We start from the raw sequence: 6,585 nt of genomic DNA, 5'->3' as shown, positions 1-6,585 counted from the left end.
AGTATCTGGACGGACAAATATGGCCGCGTGAAGGTGAAGTTCCACTGGGACCGCCTGGCGAAGGGCGATGACACCAGCTCCTGCTGGGTGCGCGTGTCGAGCGCCTGGGCGGGCCAGGGCTACGGCGGGGTGCAGATCCCGCGCGTCGGCGATGAGGTGGTGGTGGACTTTATCAACGGCGACCCGGACCGTCCGATTATCACTGGTCGCGTGTATAACGAAGCCAGCATGCCGCCGTGGGCGCTGCCGGCTGCCGCGACGCAGATGGGCTTTATGAGCCGCACCAAGGACGGTTCCGTGGACAACGCCAACGCCCTGCGCTTTGAGGACAAGGCGGGCGCAGAGCAGGTGTGGATCCAGGCCGAGCGGAATCTGGATATTAACGTCAAAAACGACGAGTCGCATTCTACTGAAAAAAATCGTACCCAGTTTGTTGGTGAAGATGAAACGTTACGGGTAGCGAAAAACCAGAAATCAGGGATTAAAGGCGATGTGATATGCCTGACGGGTAAGAGTCGAACCGATAAAGTCGTTAACAACTTTATACTTTCCGCAGGGAATACACTGAGACTGGAATGTGGTGAGAGCGCCCTTGAGCTATCCAAAGACGGTAGCGTTCATATCATTGGTAATAACTTTAACTTTACTGCAAAACAGACTGCACAAATTAATACACTTTCCGGCGAGTTGCACCTGAACCCTGATGATGGACGAAACGTCATCGTTCCGCCTGGCGCATCCCTTCAGGGTGAAATCCAGCAGGAAGTAGATGGTTTTTTTGTAATTAATGCCAATAAGTAAGAGTGATCAGAATGGCCGAATATATTCTTCAGGAAGCAACTCTCGCCTTACCCGATGTATTTAAAGACAGAACAATGAATTTATTTACCCTGAGTGATAATGGAGCAAGCGAGTTTACTTTTGTTGTTTCTCGTGCGAGTGCTAAACATGAAGATAAAGTTCATGATGCGGCAACTCGCCTGGTACGAGAGCTGGAAATCACGGTGCCCGATTTTCGTCTTGAATCCTCTCAGATGACTTCTGTTGATGGTCACCCGGCGGTAGAGCTTTTTTATCAATTTAAAAATGATAACTCAGCCATCTTTCAGAAGCAGACGGTGATTTTGCTCGGTGACCATCCTGGCGGACAAAAGCTGGTGTGTTATATTGGCACATGTCCGGGCGAATTTAGCGATTATTATCATAATCAATACCGGGAAATTATTCGCAGTATTAAATTCCACAAACCAGCTCTGACCGAAACTAAAGAAATGCTCGCTGCCGACAGCCTGGGGCCATTTTTTGCGCTTGATGTTGAGAGTAAGGTACTTAGTGTTTTTGAAAACATTCAGGAACTTTATGGACATCTTTCGCTTCAGCGGGCGAAAGAGGGGCAGTATTTGCTTTTTGAAAAACAGGGTAAACCGCTCAGTATTGCACCCGTTCCGGGCAGCCAACCCCTTCGTTACGCGCTGTGGACTACTTTCGCAGACGAGTCACATCACTTACATTCACAGCTTTCCGTATGCCGCCAGGTCTCTGGTTCTGACCAACTTAATACACCCGATCGGATACGTGGGTATCTGATGGCACAGCGAGCCGAATAGTTATGTCAGAATGTCTGGCCGCACGCGTAGATGATGAGATTGCTCATACAGCCTCAAAAGGTTGGATGATCGCAGGATTGGTTGGTGGGGCAATTCTGGGCGCAGCTGCCGTTGTCGTGACCGGAGGGACCGCGCTGGTTGCTGTTTCTGCCGTTGCGGCTGGGGCATGTGCTGCGGGTGGGTTGGGTGAGCTCCTCGGCAGTATGTCATGGGCTCCACGCCATACTACCGGTACGCTAAAAGAAGGTTCACCCAATGTCTTTATCAACAGCCGAAAGGCTATCCGCGCGCATCTGTCAGCCGGAGAGTGTGATGAGCACAGCGGTAGCCTGCAACGGGTTGCGGAAGGATCGATAAAAGTTTACATCAACAACTTTCCCGCCTCCCGCATTGGCGATAAGTTGACTTGCAGCGCCGAGATTAGTCAGGGATCGCGTAATGTTATTATTGGTGGAAGCAAAGTTCAGACCGATGAAATAAGTCCTGAAATCCCTGAATGGGTAAACTGGACGATGCTCGCCGTTGGTGCCGGAGCGATGGCGGTGCTGGCCAGTCCGGCAATCGCACTTCTGAGTACCCTCGGTGCGATGGGCGGTGGCACTGTTGGTAGCTATGCGGGGGGAATGCTGTTTGGCGAAGGTAGCGACGGTCAGAAATGGGGGATGCTGATCGGCTCTGTTATCGGCGGCGGGGCTGGCATTAAAGGCGGGGCACGGTTTGATGCGTGGCGGGCTGGTAAAATACCGGCAGTTAGACCTGTCGAAGCAAGTCCATTAGGCGCTACAGCTTTAAATAAACCGAAGATGAGTTTATCCGAGGCTGTAGGTAAAGACCTGGCGAATACATGGGTAACGAAGGGAAGACAACTTGCTGAACAAGGGGATAAACGACTCTCCTCTCTGCTAACCGATGATGAGGTAGGGGCTCTTTACGGTTATACTACGAATGAAGGCTATCCGATGGTTAACAATGCGCTAAGAGGCCAGACTGAACTTACACCAGAAATTCAAGCTTTTGCGGGTCACGCTACTAGCGCTCTTGATAAGCTTCCTTCCTATGAGGGGTTAACATATCGAGGCGCGACGTTACCTGAAAACGTACTAATGGAAAATCAGGTGGGTAGTATTGTTTCTGACCCAGCATTTATGAGCACCGATCAGAAAGTTCCTTTTTCAGGAGATACCACCATTACGATAAATGGTAAAACGGGTAAGCCTATTGATTTTCTTTCTGAATATAAAGGAACTGAAACTGAAGTGCTTTTCAAACCAGGTACCAAATTTGAAGTTGTTGAGCGTGTTGATGCTGGTGGTAAAACCGCGCTTACATATAAGGAATTATAATGATCGATCTGCACAGTGATTTAAAAACGTTACTAAAGTATGTGGACAAATATCGACAATACTTACCCGTTAGCAGCCCTTTGGTTCAGCGAAGGATGCAGTATACTTATGATAATAAGCCCTTAGAATCATCCTCGAATAGTAATGTACAAGAACAATGGGACTTAACACCACAATGTAACATCTCACTCGCGGAATCACGCGATCGTGCTGTCGGTGCGCTTATAGGTCTTGCTGTTGGAGATGCTATTGGTACGACGCTCGAATTTTTACCTCGTGACAAAGCACATGTCAAAGATATGACAGGTGGTGGGCCATTTCGACTCCGCGCAGGTGAATGGACGGATGATACATCCATGGCATTATGTCTTGCGGAAACGCTTCTTGAGAAAGGTGATGCTGATACTATATGCTTCAGGAATAAACTACTGGAATGGTATCAGCATGGTTATAATAGTTCAAATGGCGTCTGTTTTGATATAGGCAATACAACTCGGTATGCTTTAGAGCAATATTTAACTGTTGGTCCTGGATGGAGCGGTAATACTGCGCCAGAAACTGCAGGTAATGCTTCCATTATCAGACAAGCACCTGTCTCTATTTTTTTTAGAAAGTCATTAAGTAAAGCGTTTTATGAGGCTAAAAAACAAAGTATAGCAACGCACGGAGCCGCGGAAGCAATAAATAGCACACAGTATTTAAGTTATTTACTTGTGCATATGATTAACGGTAGCAATAAGGATTTTGTTTTTTCTCCTCACGTCATGCCGCTACAGCCACGTGTAATGATTATCAACGTGGGTGAATATAAGCAAAAAACTCGCGATCAGATTCGTTCAAGTGGTTATGTTATCGATACGCTTGAGGCCGCGATGTGGTCCGTATGGAATACTGATAACTTTCGGGATGCGATTCTGCTGGCCGCCAATCTTGCTGATGATGCTGACAGCGTTGCGGCGACAGCGGGACAAATCGCAGGAGCATTATATGGTTATTCCGGTATTCCGCAGGAGTGGAAAAGCAAACTCGTACAGCACGAACGTATCGCCAAAATGGCAGGTGAACTGTTCGATAGAGCTCCATAGGATAATTTTTTATAATTATATTAGTCATCGGGCACGGGTATTGTACCGTGCCTCTTTCTATGTCTGTACCTAATGTTTTGTTAGCCGAACACGTGGCTTTTCCAGGCGCAGCAGAACCCGGCGTCCCCGAAACCGGGCGGCATCGACGTGTACGACTGGCCGGGCCGCTTTGTGGAGAAAGGCCACGGCGGCGGGCTACCACTTCGAGGAGAACCGCTATGCGAGCGGTGAGGGGGAAACCATTCACCGCACCGATTTCACCGTTATCCCGGCGTCAGTGTCGTACCATTTGGACGTACGGGCGATCTTAATAGAGATATTAATATCCGTGCAAATCAAAAAATTGTTGATGATTTTATGCGTTCTCAGGTTGTTGAAGTAAGTAAAATACCAGCTTATCGCACCGGTATAGATCTTGAGCAGAGTGTGACAATTGAAACAATCAATAAAGATAAAATAGCCTATCAGAATCAATCCCCAGGTAATTGGCAAGGAAACTGGTATTCACTTGACGAATCGACCCCTGCCATAAAACTTGGCATTAACCCAGAAGGACAGGTCAGGGATACGGGGTTAATTGTTCCTAAAGAAGTAAAAGCTTATCAGGCGCAACAAAAAGTAGAAATGCTTCGAAGTAGTGCCACACCAGCCTTGGACACCTGGTCTGTACCAGACAAACCTTTCCAGACAGAAGGTGGTGGGACATAATGGTTTACCACTAAGCGTGATATTTTTCCTCCATATAATGAATGAAATGACAGCTCTAAATTATGTTGATAAAGCATTAATATTAGCAAAAAAGAGATATGCTGAGGTAAAAAATCTCAATCCCCATGCCCCTCTTTTACAAATGTACGACTCTATTGTACAACAATTATTATTTCTACGGGATTTAATCGAAGGCAAGGAAAAGGACAAGGCGAAATTATGGAAAATGACTTTCGGTATGTATGCAGTGAAGGAGTTTGATAATTGTGATGAGTTGTTTTTTGAAAGGTTGTCGGATGCCTGGTTTATTGTGGATCAAATCCGCCGAGGGTTAAAGGTTAGGCTGCCGCATGAGGTTGACGCCAATTACAAAATAAAGCAACAAAATCTCAAGGTGAAATACCCTAATGAATTTTAAGGTTTAATGTTAAATATATTTTCATGATGGGGATGTTGATTGATTTACATGCTAATTTGAAAGTATTGTTAAAATACTTAGGTGATGTTGTTTTCCTGAATCTGACATTGGGTCGGTCAAAAAACGAGCTTGCCAGCAAATAAGGTGGAAGGATAGCGTATTTTTCAAGATAAAAATCGGTGTAAGATTGCACATGAATAAAGAAAACTATACTGGTCTGGATTACATTAATGATGCCATTGATATAACCAATCAACGATTGGAAATAAAACCTGATTTTTCATTATATGTTATGGTGAAGTGCCAGTTGGATTATATTAAATCGCTCTTAATCGGTGCTGAAAAAGATAAAAGTAAATTACATGCATTGAATCTTGGAGTACTCGCGTCCAAAGAATTTGATACAACAGATGCCGAGCTTGCTGAACATTTATCTAATGCTAACTATATAGCTTCGCAGATGGGACAAGGATTAAAGATTATTCTTCCGCATGAACAAGATTTGGAATATTTGAAAAGACAAAAAAGATATCGCAAGTGATCAAGGGTTTTCGTTTTAATATCTGATAAGATGTGAATGTCATGGCTCCGGCTGATTTTATTTTATTGTTTGTATGGTGACGAACAATAAGAGTGGAGAATGAATGGTGAAATGGATTGGTTGTATATTTTTCATTCTTATCACTTTGGTTCATATCTGGAATGGAAAAGATCTGTTCAATAAAAAACAATGGTTCCTGGCCGGGTTGATGTTTGTTCTGGTGCTGGTGGCTACGGTTGTTATTGGTTTTACGTTGAAATGGTTAGCTCTGTCAATGTCATTGTTCTCCGTCGCCACGGCGAAACAGTATTCGATTATCTTTTCCATGTCTTTGCTCTGCGTATGGGGACTAAAAGTTACCGTTGTGCTGCTCTGCACGATCTTTTCCGGGATTATAGGGAGGCACAAAAAATACAATGCTAAAAATTATGAAGCAATATCGTCTATAACACCCGTCGTTGCGCCTGGCTTACTTATCGTTGCTAAATGCCTGGTTTCCCTGGGTAGCGTCCTTATGTTTTCAGGTTTATGGCTTAAATAAGCACGATATTTAATAAAAAATATCTCAATGAACACTGAGATGAGTCCATAGTGGAATAAAGATTATGCTCAACCGAATTACCGTTCAGCTCCCGGTTGAGGGGCTGCTCTTCTGGAAACTCTCCGGCCGCGAGGCCATGTCCGAGTCGTTCGCGCTGACGCTGACCCTTCTCGGCACGGACGCGCGCATTGACCGCAGCAGGCTGCTGGGCCAGCCGGTCACGGTGACTATCCCCACGCAGAACCTGCTTACCCCCCGCTATATCAACGGCAAGGTGACGCGCGTGGCGGTGAGCGCCGTGGAGCTGACGGGCACCCGCTATGCGGTGTACCAGCTGACGGT

General features: G+C 45.9%; 9 protein-coding genes and 1 pseudogene. All 10 read left to right on the top strand.

Annotation, left to right across the window (positions count from 1 at the left end; translation table 11 throughout):
- Nucleotides 1-801 (top strand): type VI secretion system Vgr family protein (locus INF61_RS22630; RefSeq protein WP_116291354.1); only part of this gene is annotated, 801 nt, incomplete at its 5' end.
- Between the two features lie 11 nt (nucleotides 802-812).
- Nucleotides 813-1,607, top strand: coding sequence for a DcrB-related protein (locus INF61_RS22625; RefSeq protein WP_017384286.1), 795 nt, complete (start codon nucleotides 813-815; stop codon nucleotides 1,605-1,607).
- Between the two features lie 2 nt (nucleotides 1,608-1,609).
- On the top strand, nucleotides 1,610-2,950 hold the full coding sequence (locus INF61_RS22620; protein ID WP_193548144.1) for a PAAR domain-containing protein: 1,341 nt from the start codon (nucleotides 1,610-1,612) through the stop codon (nucleotides 2,948-2,950).
- A complete protein-coding gene (tri1, locus tag INF61_RS22615) occupies nucleotides 2,950-4,035 on the top strand; it encodes an ADP-ribosylarginine hydrolase Tri1 (RefSeq protein ID WP_193548143.1) in 1,086 nt (361 codons plus the stop codon). The genes INF61_RS22620 and tri1 overlap by 1 nt, the downstream gene beginning before the upstream one ends.
- A gap of 84 nt (nucleotides 4,036-4,119) precedes the next feature.
- A pseudogene (locus tag INF61_RS23005) lies at nucleotides 4,120-4,321 on the top strand (type VI secretion system tip protein VgrG); the annotation flags it as partial.
- Nucleotides 4,322-4,353: 32 nt separating this feature from the next.
- Nucleotides 4,354-4,743, top strand: coding sequence for a polymorphic toxin type 46 domain-containing protein (locus INF61_RS22610; protein ID WP_163294702.1), 390 nt, complete (start codon nucleotides 4,354-4,356; stop codon nucleotides 4,741-4,743).
- A 37-nt stretch (nucleotides 4,744-4,780) separates the two neighbouring features.
- The gene (locus tag INF61_RS22605; protein WP_193548145.1) at nucleotides 4,781-5,161 is read left to right on the top strand and encodes an immunity protein Tsi6 family protein; all 381 of its coding nucleotides are present in this window, start codon (nucleotides 4,781-4,783) and stop codon (nucleotides 5,159-5,161) included.
- A 193-nt stretch (nucleotides 5,162-5,354) separates the two neighbouring features.
- A complete protein-coding gene (locus tag INF61_RS22600; RefSeq protein WP_045342072.1) occupies nucleotides 5,355-5,702 on the top strand; it encodes an immunity protein Tsi6 family protein in 348 nt (115 codons plus the stop codon).
- Between the two features lie 103 nt (nucleotides 5,703-5,805).
- Nucleotides 5,806-6,243, top strand: coding sequence for a hypothetical protein (locus INF61_RS22595; protein ID WP_063151767.1), 438 nt, complete (start codon nucleotides 5,806-5,808; stop codon nucleotides 6,241-6,243).
- 64 nt (nucleotides 6,244-6,307) lie between these two features.
- Nucleotides 6,308-6,585, top strand: a 278-nt coding sequence (locus INF61_RS22590) for a contractile injection system protein, VgrG/Pvc8 family (protein ID WP_227413539.1), incomplete at its 3' end; no start/stop codon positions are given.

Source organism: Enterobacter cloacae complex sp. P18RS (assembly GCF_014982105.1).
In the GTDB taxonomy this organism is placed as follows: domain Bacteria; phylum Pseudomonadota; class Gammaproteobacteria; order Enterobacterales; family Enterobacteriaceae; genus Enterobacter; species Enterobacter hormaechei_C.
This window is presented reverse-complemented; position numbering and strand designations above follow the sequence as displayed.

What these genes read in the sequence shown, in the direction of transcription:
- tri1 (WP_193548143.1), top strand. Translation starts at nt 2,950, where the DNA reads ATGATCGATCTGCACAGTGATTTAAAAACGTTACTAAAGTATGTGGAC.
- INF61_RS22595 (WP_063151767.1), top strand. Translation starts at nt 5,806, where the DNA reads ATGGTGAAATGGATTGGTTGTATATTTTTCATTCTTATCACTTTGGTT.
- INF61_RS22625 (WP_017384286.1), top strand. Translation starts at nt 813, where the DNA reads ATGGCCGAATATATTCTTCAGGAAGCAACTCTCGCCTTACCCGATGTA.
- INF61_RS22600 (WP_045342072.1), top strand. Translation starts at nt 5,355, where the DNA reads ATGAATAAAGAAAACTATACTGGTCTGGATTACATTAATGATGCCATT.
- INF61_RS22605 (WP_193548145.1), top strand. Translation starts at nt 4,781, where the DNA reads ATGAATGAAATGACAGCTCTAAATTATGTTGATAAAGCATTAATATTA.
- INF61_RS22620 (WP_193548144.1), top strand. Translation starts at nt 1,610, where the DNA reads ATGTCAGAATGTCTGGCCGCACGCGTAGATGATGAGATTGCTCATACA.